Annotated in this window: 17 protein-coding genes and 2 pseudogenes; 10 read left to right on the forward strand and 9 right to left on the reverse strand. The window is 70.9% G+C overall.

Annotated elements, in window-relative coordinates:
* Positions 1-41 precede the first annotated feature (41 nt).
* Positions 42-566 carry a GNAT family N-acetyltransferase gene (locus ACZ8ZB_RS01095; RefSeq protein ID WP_470735829.1) on the reverse strand — a complete coding sequence of 175 codons (525 nt, stop codon included), beginning with the start codon at positions 564-566 and terminating at the stop codon, positions 42-44.
* 526 nt (positions 567-1,092) lie between these two features.
* On the opposite strand from ACZ8ZB_RS01095, the gene ACZ8ZB_RS01100 reads away from it, so the two are divergent.
* The 3 genes from ACZ8ZB_RS01100 to ACZ8ZB_RS01110 all read left to right on the forward strand — a co-directional run bounded on the left by ACZ8ZB_RS01100 (position 1,093) and on the right by ACZ8ZB_RS01110 (position 5,379).
* Positions 1,093-1,713 (forward strand): SRPBCC family protein, encoded by a 621-nt coding sequence (locus tag ACZ8ZB_RS01100; protein ID WP_470735830.1) that lies wholly within the window; start codon positions 1,093-1,095, stop codon positions 1,711-1,713.
* A gap of 36 nt (positions 1,714-1,749) precedes the next feature.
* The gene (locus ACZ8ZB_RS01105) at positions 1,750-4,041 is read left to right on the forward strand and encodes an FdhF/YdeP family oxidoreductase (RefSeq protein ID WP_470735831.1); all 2,292 of its coding nucleotides are present in this window, start codon (positions 1,750-1,752) and stop codon (positions 4,039-4,041) included.
* Positions 4,042-4,716: 675 nt separating this feature from the next.
* Positions 4,717-5,379, forward strand: coding sequence for a YceI family protein (locus tag ACZ8ZB_RS01110; RefSeq protein ID WP_470735832.1), 663 nt, complete (start codon positions 4,717-4,719; stop codon positions 5,377-5,379).
* Positions 5,380-5,551: 172 nt separating this feature from the next.
* Here the strand turns inward: ACZ8ZB_RS01110 and ACZ8ZB_RS01115 are convergent, their stop codons facing one another.
* A complete protein-coding gene (locus ACZ8ZB_RS01115) occupies positions 5,552-5,929 on the reverse strand; it encodes an STAS domain-containing protein (protein ID WP_470735833.1) in 378 nt (125 codons plus the stop codon).
* Positions 5,930-5,954: 25 nt separating this feature from the next.
* Entirely contained in the window at positions 5,955-7,154 is a 1,200-nt protein-coding gene (locus tag ACZ8ZB_RS01120) for a PP2C family protein-serine/threonine phosphatase (protein ID WP_470741390.1), read from the reverse strand.
* 452 nt (positions 7,155-7,606) lie between these two features.
* Between ACZ8ZB_RS01120 and ACZ8ZB_RS01125 the strand changes: the two genes are divergently transcribed.
* Positions 7,607-8,416, forward strand: a complete 810-nt coding sequence (locus ACZ8ZB_RS01125) for a formate/nitrite transporter family protein (protein WP_470735834.1) — start codon at positions 7,607-7,609, stop codon at positions 8,414-8,416.
* 104 nt (positions 8,417-8,520) lie between these two features.
* On the opposite strand, the gene ACZ8ZB_RS01130 is transcribed toward ACZ8ZB_RS01125, so the two are convergent.
* The gene (locus tag ACZ8ZB_RS01130; RefSeq protein WP_470735835.1) at positions 8,521-8,895 is read right to left on the reverse strand and encodes a VOC family protein; all 375 of its coding nucleotides are present in this window, start codon (positions 8,893-8,895) and stop codon (positions 8,521-8,523) included.
* A 387-nt stretch (positions 8,896-9,282) separates the two neighbouring features.
* Positions 9,283-9,762 (reverse strand): ATP-binding protein, encoded by a 480-nt coding sequence (locus ACZ8ZB_RS01135; RefSeq protein ID WP_470735836.1) that lies wholly within the window; start codon positions 9,760-9,762, stop codon positions 9,283-9,285.
* Positions 9,763-9,933: 171 nt separating this feature from the next.
* On the opposite strand from ACZ8ZB_RS01135, the gene ACZ8ZB_RS01140 reads away from it, so the two are divergent.
* A complete protein-coding gene (locus tag ACZ8ZB_RS01140; protein WP_470735837.1) occupies positions 9,934-10,296 on the forward strand; it encodes an STAS domain-containing protein in 363 nt (120 codons plus the stop codon).
* A gap of 367 nt (positions 10,297-10,663) precedes the next feature.
* Here ACZ8ZB_RS01140 and ACZ8ZB_RS01145 read toward each other — a convergent pair.
* Positions 10,664-11,707 (reverse strand): annotated as a pseudogene (locus ACZ8ZB_RS01145) (amidohydrolase family protein); the annotation flags it as partial.
* A gap of 563 nt (positions 11,708-12,270) precedes the next feature.
* Between ACZ8ZB_RS01145 and ACZ8ZB_RS01150 the strand changes: the two are divergent.
* Complete coding sequence (locus tag ACZ8ZB_RS01150) at positions 12,271-12,570, forward strand: Atu4866 domain-containing protein (protein WP_470735838.1); 300 nt, start codon at positions 12,271-12,273, stop codon at positions 12,568-12,570.
* A gap of 246 nt (positions 12,571-12,816) precedes the next feature.
* On the opposite strand, the pseudogene ACZ8ZB_RS01155 reads toward ACZ8ZB_RS01150, so the two are convergent.
* From ACZ8ZB_RS01155 to ACZ8ZB_RS01165, 3 genes and pseudogenes are all read right to left on the reverse strand, one after another.
* Positions 12,817-13,440, reverse strand: a pseudogene (locus tag ACZ8ZB_RS01155) (MmyB family transcriptional regulator); the annotation flags it as partial.
* Positions 13,441-13,893 carry an FCD domain-containing protein gene (locus tag ACZ8ZB_RS01160; RefSeq protein WP_470735839.1) on the reverse strand — a complete coding sequence of 151 codons (453 nt, stop codon included), beginning with the start codon at positions 13,891-13,893 and terminating at the stop codon, positions 13,441-13,443. It abuts the pseudogene before it with no gap.
* A 47-nt stretch (positions 13,894-13,940) separates the two neighbouring features.
* Positions 13,941-14,948, reverse strand: a complete 1,008-nt coding sequence (locus ACZ8ZB_RS01165) for a TerC family protein (protein ID WP_470735840.1) — start codon at positions 14,946-14,948, stop codon at positions 13,941-13,943.
* Positions 14,949-15,552: 604 nt separating this feature from the next.
* Between ACZ8ZB_RS01165 and ACZ8ZB_RS01170 the strand changes: the two genes are divergently transcribed.
* The 4 genes from ACZ8ZB_RS01170 (at position 15,553) to ACZ8ZB_RS01185 (ending at position 18,031) form a co-directional block, all read left to right on the forward strand.
* Positions 15,553-16,254 carry a 2-phosphosulfolactate phosphatase gene (locus ACZ8ZB_RS01170; RefSeq protein ID WP_470735841.1) on the forward strand — a complete coding sequence of 234 codons (702 nt, stop codon included), beginning with the start codon at positions 15,553-15,555 and terminating at the stop codon, positions 16,252-16,254.
* 379 nt (positions 16,255-16,633) lie between these two features.
* Positions 16,634-17,209 carry a dihydrofolate reductase family protein gene (locus ACZ8ZB_RS01175; protein ID WP_470735842.1) on the forward strand — a complete coding sequence of 192 codons (576 nt, stop codon included), beginning with the start codon at positions 16,634-16,636 and terminating at the stop codon, positions 17,207-17,209.
* An 81-nt stretch (positions 17,210-17,290) separates the two neighbouring features.
* Positions 17,291-17,650, forward strand: a complete 360-nt coding sequence (locus ACZ8ZB_RS01180) for a hypothetical protein (RefSeq protein ID WP_470735843.1) — start codon at positions 17,291-17,293, stop codon at positions 17,648-17,650.
* Positions 17,651-17,677: 27 nt separating this feature from the next.
* The gene (locus ACZ8ZB_RS01185) at positions 17,678-18,031 is read left to right on the forward strand and encodes a hypothetical protein (RefSeq protein ID WP_470735844.1); all 354 of its coding nucleotides are present in this window, start codon (positions 17,678-17,680) and stop codon (positions 18,029-18,031) included.
* Positions 18,032-18,121: the final 90 nt, after the last annotated feature.

Here is an 18,121-nt window from a genome sequence, read left to right on the forward strand (position 1 = left end):
CGGCCGGCTCGTCGAGCGTCCCGAGGCCCTGGCCGCTCGATCTACCCCGCCTCGTCCCGTACGGACTTCTCGAGGAGCGTGAACGACTTGGGCGTACCGCCCGGCTGCGGCTTGCCCTCCTTGCGTCCCACGACCCGATATCCGGCGTCGAGGTAGTACCCACTCAGGCGTGCGTTGGTGGCCAGGCAGTCCAGGCGAACCAACGACCGGCCCACCTCGGCCACGCGCCGCTCCGCGGCTCCCAGAAGCTGCCGCCCCGTCCCGGGCGGAACACTTCCGCGGTCCACCATCAGCCGGTGCACATAGCCGGCCGCCGGCGGCTGCGGCCCCCAGGCGTCCTCGTCCTCCCACCAGAGCTCCCAGGCCCCGACCACACGATCGGCAGCCTCCGCGAGCCATAGCTCACCGCTCTCCATGATCCGGCGGAAGTGGTCCTCACCCAGCTCACCCGGCTGCCACTGACCAGTGACACCCCGGGTGAGCATCCAGCGGGCCGCGTCGTCACGCAGACGCACGACGGCGGCAAGATCGACGCCGTCAGCGAGACGGAAGCGTAGGTCCTTCACGCCGCGATCTTCGCACAGGCGTCCGCCCCCGCACCGGTCGCAGGAGGGCTTCCCGGAAGAAGGACGGGGGCTCATCGCCACCTGGACGGGCCCCACTGCTCCGCAGGTACCGGCGCCGTCACTCGCTCCGCTGCCGAGCCGTCAGGGACGGGGATGACGCAGATGCCGGAGCCGCCGTCCGGCACATGGCTGGACTCCGGCCGGGGAGCGGCGACGTTCCCGACCTCGGCAGTGACCGGGCCGCCCGGATCGTGACCGTCATCAAGGACACGTTCTGCGAGCAGCCCCGGCGTCCTCGTCGGCAAGGCGTCGGAGTACCGGCTCGGCCTTCGGTGTCCGGCACCCACCGGTCGTCCACGACCATGTGGGGCCTCCCGGCGGTCGGGCCGCCACGAGTCCCTCGGCGACGAACCTCTCCACGAAGTGACTCGAAGCGCGCGATGGGGGAACCGGAGGAGAAACCCTGACGCACGAGGGGAGGCCGGGTGTCCGCACGCCCGGCTCCCTCACCGGAGGAGAGACCACGATGGCGCACGGAGACGACACCCGGCATGCCCTGCCGAACATGCCGGGTACGCGCACCGACGGGGACGGCGCCACACGCCGCCGACCGTTGCGGGAGCGGCACGTCGAGGAGACGGTCGAGGTCGAGGTGCCGGTGCGGACGGCGTACAACCAGTGGACTCAGTTCAAGACCTTCCCGCGCTTCTCGACCGTGGTGCACGGCGTCGAGCAGCTCAGGCCCACCGTGACCGCCTGGACCATCGGCTACGGGCCCCTGCGCCACCGCTTCGCGGTCGAGATCGTGGAGCAGGACCCCGACTCGTACCTCGCCTGGCGCGGTCTCGAGCAGAACCCCTCCCACCAGGGTGAGGTCGAGTTCCGGCCGACGGGGTCCGGCGGCACCGCGATCACCGTCCGGATGCTCCTGGAACCGCGGGGGGCCGCGAGGGTCCTCACCCGCTCGTCCCGGGCCGCCCGGCTGACCGCCCGGCTGGTGCGCGGCGAGCTCGTGAGCTTCAAGCGGTTCATCGAGGGACTGGGGCAGGAGGGCGGGGCCTGGCGCGGCACCATCCGCAACGGCCGTGTGCAGCACGATCGCCCGGAACCGCCCAGGAGCCGCGTGGCCCAGTGGCCCGTCGGCTGACCCGCGCACCGGACACGGCAAGAGAAAGGCGAACCGATGCAGAACCCGCCCGGCGAGGAGCGGGAGACCGCCCTCTCCGTGACGCCGCCGAAGAAGTGGGCGGCCGGAGTCCCCGCGGTCGTGCACGCGCTGGAGTACTCCCTGGAGCAGACCTCCCCGCGCAGGACGGGGGTGGACCTGCTGGCCATGAACCAGGTGGGCGGGATCGACTGCCCCGGCTGCGCGTGGGCGGACCCGGCCCCGGGCCGGCGCCATCGCAACGAGTACTGCGAGAACGGCGCCAAGCACATCAACGACGAGGCCACCACGCGCCGGATCACCGCCGACTTCTTCCGTGAGCACAGCGTCTCCGACCTCGCCGCCCGCTCCGACATGTGGCTCAACCAGCAGGGGCGGCTCACCGAGCCGATGATCAAGCGGCCCGGCTCCGAGCACTACGAGCCCATCGGCTGGAACGACGCCCTGGGCGTCCTCGCGCAGGAACTCCAGGCGCTGGCCTCCCCCGACGAGGCCGTCTTCTACACCTCCGGCCGGGCCGGCAACGAGGCCGCCTTCGTCCTGCAGCTCTTCGCCAGGGCGTTCGGCACCAACAACCTGCCCGACTGCAGCAACATGTGCCACGAGTCCAGCGGCTTCGCCCTGAGCGAGACCCTGGGCACCGGCAAGGGCACCGTCAGCCTCGACGACCTCCACCACGCCGACCTGATCTTCCTGGTCGGGCAGAATCCGGGTTCCAACCATCCGCGCCAGCTCACCGCTCTGGAGGAGGCCAAGCGCAACGGGGGCCGGATCGTGGCGGTCAACCCGCTGCCGGAGGCCGGGCTGCGGCGCTTCAAGAACCCGCAGAAACCGCGCGGGGTCGTCGGACGCGGCACCCAGATCGCCGACCGCTTCCTGCACATCAAGCCCGGCGGCGACCTCGCCCTGTTCCAGGCCCTCAACCGCCTGCTGCTGGAGGCCGAGGACGCCCGGCCCGGCACCGTCCTGGACCACGGCTTCATCGACGCCCACACCACCGGCTTCGAGGAGTTCGCCCGGTACGCCCGCACCGTCGACTGGGACGACGTGCGCACGGCGACCGGTCTGACCCGCGAGGAGATCGAGCACGTCCGCGACGAGGTCCTGCGGAGCGAACGCGTCATCGTCTGCTGGGCGATGGGCATCACCCAGCACAAGCACGGAGTCCCCACCATCCGGGAGATCGTGAACTTCCTGATGCTGCGCGGAAATCTCGGCAGAGCGGGCGCCGGCGCCTGCCCGGTGCGCGGCCACAGCAACGTCCAGGGCGACCGCACCATGGGCATCTGGGAGCAGATGCCGGACTCCTTCCTCGACGCCCTCCAAAAGGAGTTCGGCTTCGATCCGCCCCGTGCCCACGGGCTGGACTCGGTGAACGCGATCAGGGCGATGCGCGAGGGCCGCGTCAAGGTCTTCCTCGCCCTGGCCGGAAACTTCGTCCGGGCCGCACCCGACAGCGCGGTCACCGAGGAGGCGATGCGCTCGTGCCGCCTGACCGCCCACATCTCCACCAAGCTCAACCGCTCGCACACCGTCTGCGGCGACACCGCGCTGATCCTGCCGACCCTGGGCCGCACCGAACGGGACCTCCAGGCCGGCGGGGAGCAGTTCGTCACCGTCGAGAACTCCATGAGCGAGGTGCACACCTCCCAGGGCCGCCTCGAACCGGCCTCCCCCCTCCTGCTCAGCGAGGTCGCCATCGTGTGCCGGCTCGCCCGCCGCACGCTCGACGGCAAGGCGGACATTCCCTGGGCCGAGTTCGAGGGCGACTACGGCACCATCCGCGACCGCGTCTCCCGCGTCGTGCCGGGTTTCCACGACTTCAACGCACGGGTGACCCGGCCGGGGGGCTTCCAACTGCCCAACCCGGTCAACGAGGGCGTCTTCAACAACGAGGTCGGCAAAGCCCTGTTCACCTGCAACGAACGTGTGATCCCCCGGGCGCCCGCAGGTCACCTGCTGCTGCAGACACTGCGTTCGCACGACCAGTGGAACACCGTCCCCTACACCGACAACGACCGTTACCGAGGCATCCACGGCAGCCGCCACGTCGTGCTCGTCAACCCGGCCGACCTGGCCGAACTCGGCCTCGTCCAGGGCGATCGTGTCGACCTCGTGAGCGTCTGGGCGGACGGCACCGAGCGCCGGGCCGAGAACTTCGAGGTCGTGCCCTACCCGGCCGCCAAGGGCTCGGCCGCCGCCTACTATCCGGAGACGAACGTCCTGGTACCGCTGGACAGCGTCGCCGACATCAGCAACCAGCCCGCGTCGAAGGGCCTCGTCGTCCGTCTCGAGCCCACCTCCGCCTGACCGGCCGCACGACCGGGCTCCGGTTGTTGCCGGCATCGGAGCCGCGGCCCGCGCCGTCGCGGGTGTGTTCCTCCGGTCTGGCGGCCGGCACCCGGCCGATGCCCGTGGACGGCGACCCGTGCGACGGCCGTTGAAGAGCGGCTGGGCGGCGGTCCGCCGCAGGACGGCAGAACACCCGGACCCGAGTCGGTCCCCGGGCCGACGGAGTCACCACAGGGGCCGTGGGCATCGGGGCCTCCCGCGTGACCGAGCCCGCCCTTCGCGCCCGGCCGTCCGCAGGGGCCGGGTGTCACCGGGCCGGGACCGACGACGGCGCGGTCCGTTCGCGTGAGCGTGGCCGGACTCGGCGCACCGACGGCGCACGTTCCGTGGCAGACGATGACGCCGCGCCGGAGCATCAGATCCCCCGCCTCACGAAAGCTCAGCAGGAAACGGTGACGCGGCCGGCGGTGAGCACGGTGGCGCCCCCGGTCGCCCGCGTCCTCTCCATGGCGCTGAACGTGCCGGCCACGCGAGGGACCGGCCTCACCGGCCATCCGGGGAGCGCTCATGTCGATCTTGTGCAGCTTTGCAGTCGACGGCATGGAACCCGGACGAGGCCGCTCATCTCGCCCCGCAGCATCTGTCGGCTTCGTGATAGCACGGGGTGACCAGACAGAGAGGGCCTACGACGTCATGGGCATCTTCAGCCGCCGCCAGACAGACGTGATCGAGCCGACGCCGACTGCCGGTGTCGGTGTGCCCGCGGCGAGGGCTTCGGCCGCCGGTGCCGCGCTGGATCCGACGCTGCGGGCGTTGACCGGGCGATGGACCATCGACCGCCCGCACAGCCGTATCGGATTCTCCGTCCGTCACGCGATGGTGACGACGGTCCGGGGTGCTTTCAGCGACTACGACAGCACTCTGTACTTCGACGGAGCACGGCCCTGCGAGTCGCGGGCCGATCTCGTCATCCGGGTGGCCAGCGTCGACACGGGCGTGGAACAGAGGGACGCGCACCTCATCGGCCCCGACTTCTTCGACGTGCGGCGCTACCCGGAGATGGTGTTCCGCAGCACTTCCACCCTCCACGAGGGCGGGGAGAGCTTCCGCATGACGGGAGAGCTGACCATCCGTGGCGTCACCCGGCCCGTCGACCTGCAACTCGACTACCTCGGCTCGGTCCTGGATCCGTTCGGGTACGAGCGGGCCGGCTTCGACGGCACCACCACCATCGACCGCACCGAGTGGGGCCTTTCCTACAACCAGCGCCTCAAGAACGGCGGCGCCATGGTGAGCGAGAAGGTCCGGTTGCAGTTCGACATCTCCGCGATCCGGGTCCCGTCGTCACTGTCCTGACGGACGTCTTCGTCCTCAGGAGGCGCCCGCTTCGCGGTGGACGGCCACCGCGGTGGAACGCAACCGCTCAAGCCCCCGGCCGGCCCGGCGTACGGCTGCACTGCTTCCTGGGCATCGGAACGGGCCCGCTGCCGTCCCCCGCCGAGGCAGCGGCTGCCGGTGGCGGGGGCGGTCAGTCGGGGACCGAGTCCACGGTGGCGTAGCTGGGCAGCACCTGGTCCGTACCGGTCAGGGCCAGCATGCGGCGTACGCGTTCGCTGGGTGCGATCAGCACCAGCCGGGCGCCGGTGTTCCTGGCTGTGCGGTAGGCCGCGATCAGACAGGTGAGCCCGCTGGAATCCAGAAAGTCGACACCGGACAGGTGCACCAGCACGCTCTGACCACCGGAGAGCAGCAGGGGCTGCAGGGTGCCGGCGAGCCGGGAGGCCGTGTGCAGATCCAGGGCTCCCTCGACCGTGACGAGGCTCCGGTCGGCCCCCAGGCGGTGGACGTACACCTCCAGGCCGCCCTGCCGATCGCGGTGAGCGTGCCGCCGGTCCGTGCTCATCATCGGTTCTCTTCGGGTGGGCCGTGGTTCACGGGATCAGCTCCTGCTGGTGGCCGCCGCGCCACTCGGTGAGCAGAACAGTGGCATCGTCGTCGAGCTTGCCGTCATGGTGCTCCATGACGGCGGCCATCAGCCGGCGCAGGGTCTCATGCAGGGTGCGCCGGCCGGAGTGGTGACGGCGGATGAAGTCGACGAACCGGTCCCGGCCGAATTCCCTGCCCTCTGCGTCGCGGGCTTCGACGATGCCGTCGGTGTAGAGCAGCAGGCGGTCCCCGGGTTCGAGCTGTTCGGTGGCCGTGGTGACCGGCAGGCCGAGGTCGGCGCCCATGGGGCCGGCCGGGGAGCAGTCCAGTTCGGTGGTCCAGCGGTTGCCGCGGATCAGGATCGGCAGGTGATGGCCTCGGTTGATCCACGTCAGCCGGCCGGTGTCCATGTCCAGGTCGGCGAGGAGTCCGGTGACGTAGCGGCTGGTGCTGAACTGTTCGATCAGTGTCTGTTCCATCTTCCGGCTGGTCTCACTCAGGGAGGCGCCCTGACGGCGGGCGTTGCGACAGGCGGCCACGGCGACGTTGGCGGTGATACCGGCGGTGGTGTCGTGGCCCATGGCGTCGAAGACACCCAGGTGGAGGGTACCGTCGGCCACCGCGTAGTCGAAGGCGTCACCGCCGATCTGGTAGGCGGGCTCCATCACCGCACCCACGGTGGCGTCGTTCCCGGCGTAGGCGGGCGGCGGGGTGAGGTTCCACTGCATCTCGGCTGCCACGTTCATCGGCTCGGTGCGCACCAGACGTGCGTAGGAGTCGCTGAAGGACCGCTTGCTGAGCAACAGCAGGGCTGTCATGGACGCCAGGTCGCGCAGGGCCTGCCGGACGGGTTCGTCGTCGGTGCGGGTGTCGGCCCGCAGCACGCCCAGGCGCTCCACGCCGTCGGTGACGGCCACCCACCACCGCCGCCGCCCGTCCGGATGCTCGCCCGTGGCGTCCCGTTCGGATTCGGGGAGCAGCTCCACGCGCTGGTAGGCCCGGCCGGGCAGACTGCCCGAGACGGTGAACTCCTGCCCGCTCTCCCCGGCATCCGGTCCCCGGCCGGTGAGCCGGCGCAGCACCGTCTCCTGCATATCGATCACGAAGAGCGCCACGTCGTACATGCCCGCCACGGCGGCGTGCTCAGCGATCATCCTCGGAAGCTGTTCGAGCGTGGCCGTATGACTGGCCTGCATCAGCCGCATCAGCGACACAGCACTACTCTCGGTCACACCTCTGGTCCCCTCGCCGGGCAGGCACGCGGCCTTGGGCGGACAGGCCACTTCGGGACTCCTCCATGGCCACTCAGGTGTATCCATCTTCAGACACCGCACGGGTACCCGCTCCCGGACAGCACAGACGGCCGGCAGCAGCCGGCGCTCGCCTTCCCCCGCGGCCCGCCGCTCGCCGCCGTACCGACGCAGCAGTCCTGCCGACGCGCGGCGCGGGCAAGCGCTCCCGCCGTCCCGTCGTTCCGCTCCCGGCACCAGGTCCCGGTTCCACGGGCGGGCGGGACGGTCGGGGCCGTGAACCGTGCCGAGTCGGACGGCGTGGGTCACGAGATCCGGGGACGTCCTCACCGAAGATCTCTCCGGAGACGTCTCCGTCACGAGGCCGACGAGACGTTCCCGTGGCGACGCGAGACCGAAGGAGTCCCATGCCGCAGGACGACCGGATCATGCAGGGGCCCGGCGAGCGACGAGTCGCCGAAGCGGCGGAACGGATCGTGGCCGAGGGCCGGCCACGATTGCACCGCACCTGGACGTCATTGGTGGCCACCTCGCTGCTGGGCGGTATCGACGTCGGTGTCGGCGTCATGACGCTGCTGTTCGTACGCCACGAGACCGGCAGTGAACTGCTGGCCGGACTGGCTTTCTCCGTGGGGCTCGTCGCTTTGCTGCTCGGTCACAGCGAGTTGTTCACGGAGGGCTTTCTGGTGCCCGTCGCCACTGTCATCGCCGGTGCGGCCACCTGGCTCGACCTGGTGCGCATGTGGGCGACGGTCCTGGTGATGAACCTGATCGGCGGATGGGTGTTCACCTGGCTGGTCATGCGGGCCTATCCGGATCTGCACCGCACCACGGCTGCTCTGGGCGCGCAGTTCGTCGACGGAGGCTACACCCTGGGCACCTTCTGCCTCACCGTGCTGGGCGGCGGCGTCATCACGCTCATGACCCGCATGCACCACGGCACCGATTCCATGACCGGGAAGATCACCGCGTCGATCACCACCGCGTTCGTCCTGGCCGGGCTCGGGTTGTGGCACTCGGTCCTGGACTCCCTGATCGCGTTCGCCGGCCTGCACACCGGCAGGACGTCCTACGGTTACACCGACTGGCTGGGGTGGCTGGCCTGGGCGGTCCTGGGCAACGCCGTCGGCGGCCTTCTTCTGACGACGGCATTGCGCCTCGTGCGCAGTGCCCCGGTGCTGAGCGATGACAACCCGGCGGTGAAGGCCGGCTCCTGATGCCCACGAGAGGGGCGCGATGCCCCGGCCTGGTGGGCGAGCGCTTCGTGGAGCTCTCCTCGGACGAACCGGACGACGTCGGCGTGGTGCGAGGCCGGGGTCGTTCAGGCGCCGGGCAGGAAGAGACAGAACGGGTGACCGTGCGGGTCACGGAGGACTCGCACGTCCTTTTGAGGCTGGTGGTCCTCCAGCGTCGCGCCCAGGGCGCAAGCCCGCTCGGTCTCCGCGTCCAAGTCGTCGACCTGCAGGTCCAGGTGTGCTTGCATCTGCTGGGTGCCTGGTCGTTGGGGCCACACCGGGGACGTGTGGTCGGCTTCCAGCTGGAAGCTGAGGCCGGGGCGGTCCTGTCCGGGATCCCGCAGCCGGACCCACTCAGGGTCCCGCTCGACTTCCTGCCAGCCCAGCAGAGCCCGGTAGAAGTCGGCCAGCGCGGGCGGATCGGGGGTACCGAGCACAAAGGCACCGAGCGTCGTCGTCATGTTCCCCTCATGCCCCGGGCACTCGCCCCCATGCATCGGCCTGCGCAGGGGCGGCTCAGTGCCGTTGCAGAGGTGTGGGGTGTCCCTCCTGCCCGCCCGTGCGTACTTCTGCGAACGACCGCCGGCCCGGCATCCCCGGCTCTGGCCCCCACCGGCCGTGGGTCGGCTTCGTCGAGGCCGGGCAGGTCTCCCGGACCGCCTACGGCACCGTCGAGCGCCCCCTTCATGGCCCACACCCGCGACGACAGCGCCGGCACCCACCGGGTCGTCGAGGACCTCCGCATGAGCGAGCGCGAACGGCGGGACGGCCGCCCCGCCGCCACCTGAGTGAGCACAGGGCCTCGGCGTGCTCCCCGGCTCACCCCGGTCCACAGTCCAGGGGGCACGTCAGAGCGGCTGCCGCCCGGCGGGAGCGCTTGCGGGCTCATCCAGCAGGGCGATGCGGGCGGTGATGCTCTTGCCGACCGGCTCACGCTGCGCTGTGAAGCCCTGGCAGACGGCCATGACGATCTCCAGGCCGTGCTGGCCCACCCGGCCGGCGTCCGCGGCCCGGGCGATCGGCAGCACCGGATCGGAGTCCCGCACTCCCACCTCCACCGTGTCACCGGTGATGCGCAGGTCCAGCAGCGCCGGCCCGGGAGCGTACTTGCGGGCGTTGGTGACCAGCTCGCTGACCACCAGCCGGGTCACGTCGACGGCGCGCCGGGAGACCGGCAGGCCGTGCTCGGCCCGGACATGGGCAAGGAAGTCGGCGGCCAGGTGGCGGGCGTGGGCGATGTCGGCGCCGTCCCCGTCCAAGGCGATCGTGGTGTGCGGGCGCTGCCCGCCCGGCGCGGCGCCGTCCGCGCCCAAGGGAACTGGATTCATCCCGGCCGCCTTCGCTACCCCGTTCACATCCTGCGCGTGCCCGCGCGAGGACGGGTGACGCCCCATGCACCTCTGTCGTCTCCGTCACATACGGGCATCACCCGGTGTGCGCGGGGAAATCACCGGGTGAAGGTTTGGTGTGCACGCATCACTGACACGGCTGAGGAAGAAGTGGCGAACAGCAATCGGACTGAACAGCGGGAACAACTGTCGGTCGCAGCCACCGCCACTGACGGCATCCAGGTGCTGAACCCGTTCGGGGAGATCGATCACCACACCGGCGACGCCCTCCGTCACGCCCTGGACGTCGCCGCCACTGCTCATCCCCGTGTCGTGGTCGACCTGCGCGGGGTGACCTTCATGGACTCCAGCGGCATCAACGTCCTCATCGCCGCTCGTCACGCCCTCACCCGGGCCGGCGGCTGGCTGCGTCTGGCCGCACCCACCGATACCGTGATGCGCACCCTGCAGATCGTCGGCGTCGACGCCGTCATCGACTGTCACGACACTCTTCACCAGGCCCTTGCCGACTGATCACTGTGCCACCGGGCCCTCGCAGCAGGTCGCCGTCCGGGCCGGTAGCGATCTCGGACGGCGATCTGCTTCCGGCAGGCAGCACGTGCACGCCTCGGAAGCCGAGCCGGAGACCGAAGTCGTGAACGTGGTCGGCCTGAGCTCCCTCGGTGACGGAACACGTGCGAGGGCGGCTCACGCTCTTCGCGGGCACGCGCTGCCCTCGCGCTCCGCTTCCCGGCCCGCCAACCGTCCGCCTGCGGCCGGAACGCGCACTCGACCTCGGCCGGCGGGCCGTCCGCGTTCCTGGTCGCACGGCCGTCCGCATGCGCGGTGCGGTGGATGTCCCCGACCGGCGAGGGGCCGGCCGGGGGCGGTGACGGGATGATCAGGCAGCCGGGGTGTTCAGCACGTGCTCGCGCGAGGCGTGGACCTCGCGGCGCAGGGCGGGCAGGTCGACGTCGAGGACGTGGCCGTTCCACTTGCGGGGCTCGCCGTTGATGAGGACGGTGCTGATGTTGCGGGCGTCGGAGCCCAGTACGACGGTGCCGATGGGGTCGTTGAGCGGCATGTTGTTGAGGTCCTCGACCTGGATGACCAGCAGGTCGGCCTTCTTGCCCGGGGTGAGCGAACCGGTCACACCGTCCAGGCCGTTGGTGCGGGCGCCCTGGAGGGTGGCGAAGTCCAGGACGTCGTGGGTGGTGATGCGGGCCGGTTGCCGGCCGGTGCCGTGGGCGGCGTTGACGGCCCGCATCCGCTGGATGGCGTGCAGGGCCCGCATCTGCGTGAACATGTCGCTGGCCAAGGCGACTTCGACGTCGATGCTCAGCCCGGGGCGGATGCCGACGGACAGGGCCTCGTCGACGGCGGGAATCACGGTCTCCAGGCCGATCTGCGCGTCGGAGGTGGGGGCGAGCGCCACGGTGGTGCCGGTCTCCCCCATCGCCTTCCATGCCGCGGGAGTCAGTCCGGTGGCGTGGATGAGGGTGACGTCACTGCCGAGGATGCCGTCCTCGGCCCAGCGCAGGATCGCCTCGGAGGAGGCCGTGCCGAAGACCGCGTCCACGCTCACTCCGATGCCCAGGTCCTTGGCTGCGCGGGCGAGTTCGGGACCGTAGGCGAGCGCCGGCCCGGCGATCTCGTCGGTGGTGAGCGTCGCCAGGCGCAGGGTCAGCAGCTGGTCCTCGCTGTTGAAGTACTTCTCCTTGAGGCGGGTCAGGTCGCCGGGCCACTGTTCGTCCCAGTCGCCGAAGTGCGGGCCCATGGAGGCGTGCACGCCGCGGATGCCGGTGTCGCGGAGGGCCTCGACGGCGGCGTCGGAGTGTTCGGGGGTGCGGGAGTTGTGGGAGAAGTCGAGCATGGTCGTGATGCCGCCGTCGATCGCGGTGAGGGCGGCCAGCTCGGTGCCGATGTACATGTCCTCCGGCCGGTGGTCATGGTTCCGATCAGCGGGTCCATCGTCACGATCCGGGCGTTGGTGAACAGGACGGGGCGGCCCCCGTCGTTCGAGACGATCTCGCCGAGGGCCTCCGGGTTCCAGCTCACGGTGTCGGTATCGGTGGTGGTCATGGTGTTCCTCGAGGGGAGTTCGGCTCATCGGTCGGCCCGACGAGCGAAGCGGGCGCCCGTGCGGGCAGGGAGCAGTTGCTCGGCAGTCACCGCAACTGCATGACCATCAGGTTGGTCGCACCGCGGAATCGCAACCAGGCCGCCGTGTCCCCGGGTGTGCGGCACCCATGGCCGGCCCCGGACGAGCTGCCGGTGCGAAGCGGAGCCGGCGTCCGGTGGGGGGATGTCACGGGCACCGGCGGGAGGAACGTGGTCACGGCTCCCGCACGGCCCGGACTCGCCCCCTCCGGGAGGGCTCACTCGTCCCGGCGCCTTCGTTCCGTCGCGCCGTTCCGCTCGCGATCATGGGTGCACGGCCCCCAGGGACCTTGTACCCGGGGATACGGCGGCCTGGTCGCTTCCCGTCGTGGGGCCGAGGGTGGAGCCATGAACAGCGACGACACGCCCCGCGACCCGCACCCGTACGTCGGGATGTGGGTGACCGCGGACGGATTCATCCGCCAGGAACTCCTGCCGGACGGCCGCTACGACGAGGCCCGCGGAAAGCGCCGGAGCGCCTACACCGGCCGCTACACCGTCACCGACGACCACATCGACTACGTCGACGACACCGGCTTCACCGCCACCGGCGACATCCGCGACGGTGTCCTCTTCCACGAGCACCTGGTGCTTTACCGCGAGGGCGATGAGCGCGTCCGACGGGAAGGCATCCCGTCGCGCGGCTGACAAGTCACGCAACGATCCCCGTCGAGGCCGTTCGTTCCGGGCACCGGTGCCGGAGCGGGCGGCCGACGGCGCACGGTGTGACACGCCCGTCGGCGGAACGGCCCGAAGCCAGGTGTCGCTGCGGGCCAGGCCGGACTCCTGCCGCACCACCTGTACGGACTCCGCTCCGCCGGCGCGGGGACGGAGTTCGGCGAAGGCGACCGCGGTGGCTCTCGCCGGCTCGGCCTGACAGACGACCAGCTGCTGATGCGGGGCACCGCCGACGGTGAAGGCCGAGAACCGGATGTCCGGAGCACCGGCCTCGGGGTGCACCAGGTACTTCGTCTGCCGGGACTTGTCCTTCACCTCGTGTCGTGCCCACGGTCCGGCGAACTCGGGGCTCCTCGCGCAGAGCGTCTCGACGACCCCGGTGATTCGCGGAGAGTCGGGGTCGTGTCCGTAGGCCGCGCGCATTTCGGCCACGCACGAGCTCGCGGCCTTGTCCCAGTCCCGGTGGAAGGTACGTCCGGCCGGGTCCAGGAAGACCATGCGGGCCAGGTTGTCGAACCGCTGGAATCCGCTGTGCGGGGCCCCAGCGAGCGCGTTGTGCGCCAGGAACGTCCAGAGCCGGTCCCACGGGGGCGGGACGACGCGTTCGACGGCCCGAGGCCGCCGTCCACCCCGGCCGGGCGCGGCCGGCCTTTCGCGAACGGCCGGCTTACGTGCGCCACACGCGCAACCGTACGACTCGCCTCGGCCGTGGGGCGTTGCGCATCGAGCGCGTACGGGCGCGCTCCCGGACCGCGTGTCCGCGTTCGACGAGTGCGCACCGCTGGGCACCGCTCTCGCATGCTTGTCGCTTCCCGGCAGCTTCGCGAGTACGGGACGCACTCAGTGGTGGCCGGACGCCTCGGTGCTCTCCGTAACGGCGCGGGCCTGCAAGCCGGCCAGCAGGCTGCGTCGTGCGGATTCCACATGCTCCTGGGCCCGGCGGGCCAGCGTCCGGATGTCGCCGGAGCGCAGGAGAGCGGCGAGCTCGCGATGCTCGTCGACCACGCGTGCGCGGTAGTGGTCGTAGACCGCGTCGACGCGGCGCAGCCGGAACAGGTGCAACTGAGAGCGGATCGCCTCCCAGGCGGTGGTGAGCCTGCCGTTCCCGGCTGCGGCGTAGATCTGGTCGTGGAAGGCGATGTCCAACGCCACCAGCCGGGGGGCGTCGCCGCCTCCGGCGATCTCGGTTGTCATCTCGGCCACCAGCCGATCCAGCTCGGAGAGGCGCTCCGCGGTCGCGGGGGAGCTCGGCCGCGCGGCGCCCGCCGCCTGGATCCCGCCACCGAACCGCATGGCCGGCTCAGGACACGGTGCGATCTTCGGGGCGGGTGTCGGCGGCCTCAGTCCTCTTCCCGCTCCGGCCGGGTCCGGTGGGCCTTGAGCGACCCGGCGTGCGCCTTGCTGGTGGGATCGCGGCGGGTCTTGAGCAGGCTGGCCACCGTGGCGGCGGCGAGCACGACCCCGATGACGACGAGGCTGAGCGGAGTGGAGATCTCCGGAACGTCGTGCGAGATGTCCTCGTGCGCCCAGTGGAGGGCGAGTTTCACCCCGATGAAGGCCAGGATCACCGCGAGGCCCGTCGACAGGTAGACAAGCCGATCCAGCAGACCCTTGACGAGGAAGAACAGCGCTCTGAGGCCGAGCAGGGCGAACGCGTTGGCCACGAAGACGATGTAGGGCTCCTCGGTCACGCCGAAGACCGCGGGGATGGAGTCGAGCGCGAACAGAAGGTCGACGCTGCCGATCGCGATGAGCACGATCAGCAGCGGCGTCACCATCCGCCGTCCCTCCACCCGGGTGAGGATCCGGCCGTCGACGTAGCCCTCGGTGACCGGGAGCAGCCGCCGGGCCGCCTTCACCACGCCGTTGTCCTCGACGTCCGGATCCTCCTCCCGGTGCCGGTAGAGCTGTACGGCCGTGTAGATCAGCAGCAGGCCGAACAGCAGGAACATGAAGGAGAACGCGGAGATCAGCGCGGCTCCGAGCGCGATGAAGACGGCACGCATGGCGAGCGCGAGCACGATGCCGAAGGAGAGCACCTTCTGCTGGTGCTCCTCCGGCACGGTGAAGGTCGTCATGATGATGACGAACACGAACAGGTTGTCGACCGAGAGGCTCTTCTCCACCAGATAACCGGCGAAGTACTCCGTGCCGTACGTGCCTCCGTGGGCGCTCGCGAACCACACGCCGAAGACGACAGCGGCCGCGACGTAGAACACGGACCAGGCCGCGGCCTCCCGGAAGCCGACGCGATGCGGTTTCACCCATCCCATCGTCAGGTCCAGGGCCAGCAGTCCCACGATGACCGCGATCGTCACCACCCAGGTGGTCCCGCTGATCCCTAGCATTCCCGCACCCGCCTCTCCGCCCGCGCCTTGCGGCGACTGTACCGGCAGAGGCCTCGGAAAAGCGCACAATCAGGATGATTCGCCTTCCGGTCTCCCCCCTGGAAGACGCCGACCGAGAGGCGTCCGTCCGAGATCGCGTCAGGACTTCGTTCCCACACGGGCACACCGGTCGTCGTACCGGTACCGCAGGACGGTCATCAGGTCGTGGCGGCCGAGGGAGCGCTGTCCGGCCGCCACCTCGCGCGCCGTGCACCGTGGCGTCGGTGACGCGCTCGCCCGCGAGGCGGGCGCTGCCGTCCGGCCGGGTGCTCGGCCCCACCACGCTCCGCTCCCCCTGACGGTCGACGCCCGGGGGCGCGGCCGCGGTGACGCCGCGTGCACACGAATCGAAACGCAGGTCCTGCGCCGCGCGGCGGTACGGAGGGCTCACTTCCGGGGCCCGCTCACCCTCGTTCCTCAGCGTGACGCACCACCCCGGCCGCCGTGCCGGAACGGTGGTCCGCGGCGGCTGTCGATCAGCCCGGGGGAAGGAAACCCGAGAACGTCGAAGTGATACGCATCACTGTCCAGGTGCTCCGGGTCGGGCGTGCGCGATCATGACCCGATGCAGGCTCGTTTCCTCGGTACCGCAGAACTGGTCGAAGCCCCGCCCGTGGCGGTCGTGGTCGACGTCATGCGTGCTTTCACGGTGGCCGCCTGGGCCTTCGCCCAAGGAGCGGAAAAGATCGTTCTCGCCGAGTCGCTGGACGAAGCACTGGCGCTCAGAAGCCGCCACCCGGACTGGGTGGCGCTCAAGGACGGTCCGCCCGCGCCGGGGTTCGACACCGTCAACTCGCCAGGTCTGTTGCGCTCCACCGACCTCGGCGGACGGACCGTCGTGCAGAAGACCACCGCGGGGACGGTCGGCGCCCTCGCGGTCAGGGAAGCGTCGCTGGTGCTGTGCGCCGGCTTCGTGGTCGCGGAGGCGACGGCTCGGCTCCTGCGGGCACGCCGGTGCGACAGCGTCACGTTCGTGGTCACCGGCGAGGACGGGCGGGCCGACGAAGATCTGGCGTGCGCCCAGTACATCGCGCAAAGGGCCGCCGGGGCCGGTGCGGACGCAGCCGAGTTCCTCCGCCGCGCCGACGCGTCGCGAGCCGCCGCCGAACTGCGGGGAGGCGTGCGCCAGGGGGCCCATCCCGACGACGTCGCACTCTGTCTCGAACTCGACCGGTTCCCCTTCGCCATGGCGGCGGCCCCGGAAGACTCACTCATGGTCCTCCGGCCGCACGCCGTGCCTTCGCCGGCCGACGAGGCTTCGCTCTGACCGCCGCTGAGGTCCGGGGCGGCCGGAGCTGAACGTCCCCGCCCTCGTACGGACGGGAAGGGACACTTCCCGATGCGGCGAGCGGCGGTTCGGCTGGAGCACCGGTTTCGAGGCCCTGGTGGCCGAGATCGCCGCCGTGCGCTCCCGGCTCGGGAAGCAGCCTGGCTCGCGGAAGCCGGCCGGAGTGGTCGAGCCGCGAGTCCTGCTCGTCGTCCCGGATGCCCGGAGCCTCGGTAACGGCCCCCGCGTCGTCGAACAATGCCCCGTTTTCACCCACCGGCGTGTGACGCTGTGGACCGACGACAACCCGGTGTCCGGCCGATGAGTCCCGCGGCGTTCGGCGGTCGTACCGTCGAAGCCGTCGGCGAAGGGAGTCCTGATGCGCAGCGTGACCTATTCGATGAGCGTCTCACTCGACGGGTACATCGTCGGGCCGGACGGCGGCTTCGACTGGACGGCGCCCGACGAGGAGGTCTTCCGCTTCTGGATCGACGAGATCCGAGACGTCGGCGTCCATCTGATGGGACGACGGCTGTACGAGACGATGCTGTACTGGGAGACCGCCGACCAGGATCCCTCGTCCGACGAGTCGACGCTCGAGTGGACCGCTCTCTGGAAGCCGCTCCCCAAGGTGGTGTTCTCCACCACGCTGTCGGCGGTGCAGGGCACTGCCCGCCTGGCCTCCGGCAGTCCGGCGGAGGAGATCGAACGGTTGCGGGCCGAGCCGGGAGAGGGCGACATCGCGATCGGCGGCGCGACCCTCGCCGCCGAGGTGGCGGCGTCGGGTCTGATCGACGAATACCGGACCATGGTCCACCCGGTGCTGGTGGGCGGTGGCATCCCGTTCTTTCCCCGACGCGAGCGCCGGGTGGATCTCGAACTCGTCGAGACCCGCACCTTCCACTCGAAAGTGGTCCACCTCCGCCACCGCGTGGTCCGCCGGGCCGGGGCCTAGAAGGCCGCTGCCTCGGCCCGCGGCGGAACGGCCCGCGGACCCCGACTCTGTCCGACGCCCGCAGGAGCGCGCCTGGGCCCGGTGTTCCGGGAGCGGGGCGGCCGGGCGTACGCGGGCGTCACCGGTCCCCAGACGCGGACGGGCAAGGCGCCGGCGCCGGAGGGCGCGAGTTCCACGGGCATCGAGTTCGCCGTGGGCACCTCGCTGCGGACCGTGCCCGCGGTGGCGCCGGTCGACGGCGGCATCGAGCTCCCCGACACCACGCTCCGGACGTTCCGGCTGGACGGCACGCGCTGGCGGACGCCCGGTCCCGACGACGCCGAGGCCCTGGTCGAGCGTCTCGTCCGCACCGGGACCGTGGCCCGTGGCCCGTGGCCCTCTCGTCGCCGGGGTGCCGCGAGGTCACCGCCCCGCTGTCTCCTGCCCATGACGATCAGCTGACGGCTGAGCACGGGGAGCGGCTCCGGCATGGACTACGGCCTCGGGATCTACGCCCTGAACCTGCCCTGCGGCCGCTTCCGGGGCCACGACGGCGCGGTGTTCGGGGCCGGCACGATCGCGCTGTCCAGCCGGGACGGCAAGCGCCAGATGACCGTCGCGCAGAATCTGATGAAGTACCAGGAACTCGACGACGACGGCGTACCGCGGGCACACCCGATCGACGACGCCCTCGGCGCGTACGTCGTCCGTGCGCTCTGCCCGGCCGCCCCCGAGGCCGGAGTCGCAAGCCCGGAGGCCCGCGGGGAGCGACTCGCTCGGTCGCCCCGGATCGACGGTTCCCCGTTGACCCACGCTCTCGCTCCTGGCCGGTCATCCTCCTGAGGGGTTCCGGCGAAGACGTGGGACATGGCGGTGGGTGAGGAGGCCGAGGAAGGCTTCGTGGATGTCGTCCCGCTCTTCCCGTCTGACGCG

The organism is Streptomyces sp. 12E (assembly GCF_055633275.1).

Bases quoted from the DNA above. Each gene is read 5' to 3' on its own strand.
- ACZ8ZB_RS01100 (WP_470735830.1), top strand. From the start codon at position 1,093: ATGGCGCACGGAGACGACACCCGGCATGCCCTGCCGAACATGCCGGGT.
- ACZ8ZB_RS01105 (WP_470735831.1), top strand. From the start codon at position 1,750: ATGCAGAACCCGCCCGGCGAGGAGCGGGAGACCGCCCTCTCCGTGACG.
- ACZ8ZB_RS01110 (WP_470735832.1), top strand. From the start codon at position 4,717: ATGGGCATCTTCAGCCGCCGCCAGACAGACGTGATCGAGCCGACGCCG.
- ACZ8ZB_RS01115 (WP_470735833.1), bottom strand. From the start codon at position 5,929: ATGATGAGCACGGACCGGCGGCACGCTCACCGCGATCGGCAGGGCGGC.
- ACZ8ZB_RS01120 (WP_470741390.1), bottom strand. From the start codon at position 7,154: ATGCGGCTGATGCAGGCCAGTCATACGGCCACGCTCGAACAGCTTCCG.
- ACZ8ZB_RS01125 (WP_470735834.1), top strand. From the start codon at position 7,607: ATGCCGCAGGACGACCGGATCATGCAGGGGCCCGGCGAGCGACGAGTC.
- ACZ8ZB_RS01130 (WP_470735835.1), bottom strand. From the start codon at position 8,895: ATGACGACGACGCTCGGTGCCTTTGTGCTCGGTACCCCCGATCCGCCC.
- ACZ8ZB_RS01135 (WP_470735836.1), bottom strand. From the start codon at position 9,762: ATGAATCCAGTTCCCTTGGGCGCGGACGGCGCCGCGCCGGGCGGGCAG.
- ACZ8ZB_RS01150 (WP_470735838.1), top strand. From the start codon at position 12,271: ATGAACAGCGACGACACGCCCCGCGACCCGCACCCGTACGTCGGGATG.
- ACZ8ZB_RS01160 (WP_470735839.1), bottom strand. From the start codon at position 13,893: ATGCGGTTCGGTGGCGGGATCCAGGCGGCGGGCGCCGCGCGGCCGAGC.
- ACZ8ZB_RS01165 (WP_470735840.1), bottom strand. From the start codon at position 14,948: ATGCTAGGGATCAGCGGGACCACCTGGGTGGTGACGATCGCGGTCATC.
- ACZ8ZB_RS01170 (WP_470735841.1), top strand. From the start codon at position 15,553: ATGCAGGCTCGTTTCCTCGGTACCGCAGAACTGGTCGAAGCCCCGCCC.
- ACZ8ZB_RS01175 (WP_470735842.1), top strand. From the start codon at position 16,634: ATGCGCAGCGTGACCTATTCGATGAGCGTCTCACTCGACGGGTACATC.
- ACZ8ZB_RS01185 (WP_470735844.1), top strand. From the start codon at position 17,678: ATGGACTACGGCCTCGGGATCTACGCCCTGAACCTGCCCTGCGGCCGC.